This window comes from uncultured Campylobacter sp. (assembly GCF_937997405.1).
Taxonomy (GTDB): domain Bacteria; phylum Campylobacterota; class Campylobacteria; order Campylobacterales; family Campylobacteraceae; genus Campylobacter_B.
The window spans coordinates 1-1,501 of the sequence record NZ_CALKTL010000069.1; the positions used below are offsets into that span (position 1 = coordinate 1).

The window sequence follows — 1,501 nt, forward strand, 5'->3', positions numbered from 1 at the left end:
ACTGGGCACGTCGGCGTATTTGGCGCCCGCTGCGGGGATCGTAAAGATCATAAAATACATCCTTTTTGATACCTGCGGCACGCTCGCCTGCTGCGTCGCGGATAGATCGGGAGTGCCTTTGGGGCGCTTCGTAAGCGTCGGCAAAATGGGCGCGATAGAGAGAAATTTCGCCTACTCGGGCGAGTTTTATGAGCAGCTCGAACGGATGCGTGAGCGGATAGCGGAGCTAAAGTTTTAGTGAAAATAAAGCGAATTCGACGCGACGCGGAAGCGGGATTCGTAGATTTAAAATTTCAAAGCGCAGAATTTTTGCGATAGAATTTGCAGCATCAAATTTCACTCCGGCAAGAAATTTAAGCTCGCGGAATTTTGCAGCGTAAAAATTTTATTCGCTGCGGAATTTTAAAATTTGCGCAATTTTGCCCGCTGTGAAATTTCATAGATTAAAATTTTACTTTTGCTCAGAATTTTGCGTGACGTAAAATTTTTAAACGCCACAAAATTTTAAAATTTAAACTCTGCAAAATTTAAAAACGAGAGGACTTTGATGCGATCAAAGCGGGCTTGCGCCATAAAATTTCAAATTTTAAATCGCGAGGCGGTATTTAGTGCAGATTTTGATAAATTAAGGAGAAAATATGAGCGAAAATGAGAGCCAGCGCGCCGTCTGGACGGATGAGAGTCGCTGTAAGGCGTGCAACATCTGCGTAAGCGTCTGTCCTAGCGGCGCGATCGCGATGAGACAGGACGAGGGCGCCGTGCAGGGCATGATGATCGACGTGGTGGATGAGGGCGCCTGTATCGGCTGTAGGGAGTGCGAGTTGCACTGCCCGGATTTTGCAATTTTCGTCGCGCCCAAGGGCTTTAAATTCGCTCGTCTAAGCTCTCAGGCTAGAGAGATGGCTGAAAAAATCAAAAACAATAATTTTATGAAACCCAAGGACGCATAATGAGAGAGGTAATTTCCACAGGTAACGCCTTAATTGCGCGTGCGGCGATTGATTGTGGCTGTAATTTTTTCGGCGGCTACCCGATCACGCCGAGCAGCGAGATCGCGCACGAGATGAGTCGCTTACTACCTAAGGTCGGAGGTAAATTTATCCAGATGGAAGATGAAATTTCGGGCATTTCTGTAGCTTTGGGCGCGTCGATGAGCGGTGCAAAGGCGATGACGGCAAGCTCCGGTCCTGGAATTTCGCTAAAATCAGAGCAGATTGGACTTGGCTTTATCGCTGAAATTCCGCTTTTAATCGTAAATGTTATGCGCGGAGGTCCTAGCACCGGGCTTCCTACGCGAGTGGCGCAGGGCGATATTTTGCAAGCTCGTAACCCCACTCACGGCGATTTTCAAAGCATCGTGCTATGCCCGGGCTCACTAAATGAGGCTTATACGCAAACCGTGCGCGCCTTCAATCTAGCCGAGCGGTTTATGACGCCGGTATTTTTGCTACTTGATGAGACGCTTGGGCATATGCAGGCTAAGGCGGTGCTGCCTGAAATT

At 48.2% G+C, this 1,501-nt stretch carries 1 protein-coding gene and 2 pseudogenes; all 3 read left to right on the plus strand.

Annotated elements, in window-relative coordinates; genetic code table 11:
- Nucleotides 1-238 (plus strand): annotated as a pseudogene (locus Q0372_RS03455) (hypothetical protein); the annotation flags it as partial.
- Between the two features lie 400 nt (nucleotides 239-638).
- Entirely contained in the window at nucleotides 639-950 is a 312-nt protein-coding gene (locus tag Q0372_RS03460) for a 4Fe-4S binding protein (RefSeq protein ID WP_177388316.1), read from the plus strand.
- Nucleotides 950-1,501: pseudogene (locus Q0372_RS03465) on the plus strand (2-oxoacid:acceptor oxidoreductase subunit alpha); the annotation flags it as partial. The gene Q0372_RS03460 and the pseudogene Q0372_RS03465, both read left to right, overlap by 1 nt.

Bases quoted from the DNA above. Each gene is read 5' to 3' on its own strand.
- Q0372_RS03460 (WP_177388316.1), top strand. From the start codon at position 639: ATGAGCGAAAATGAGAGCCAGCGCGCCGTCTGGACGGATGAGAGTCGC.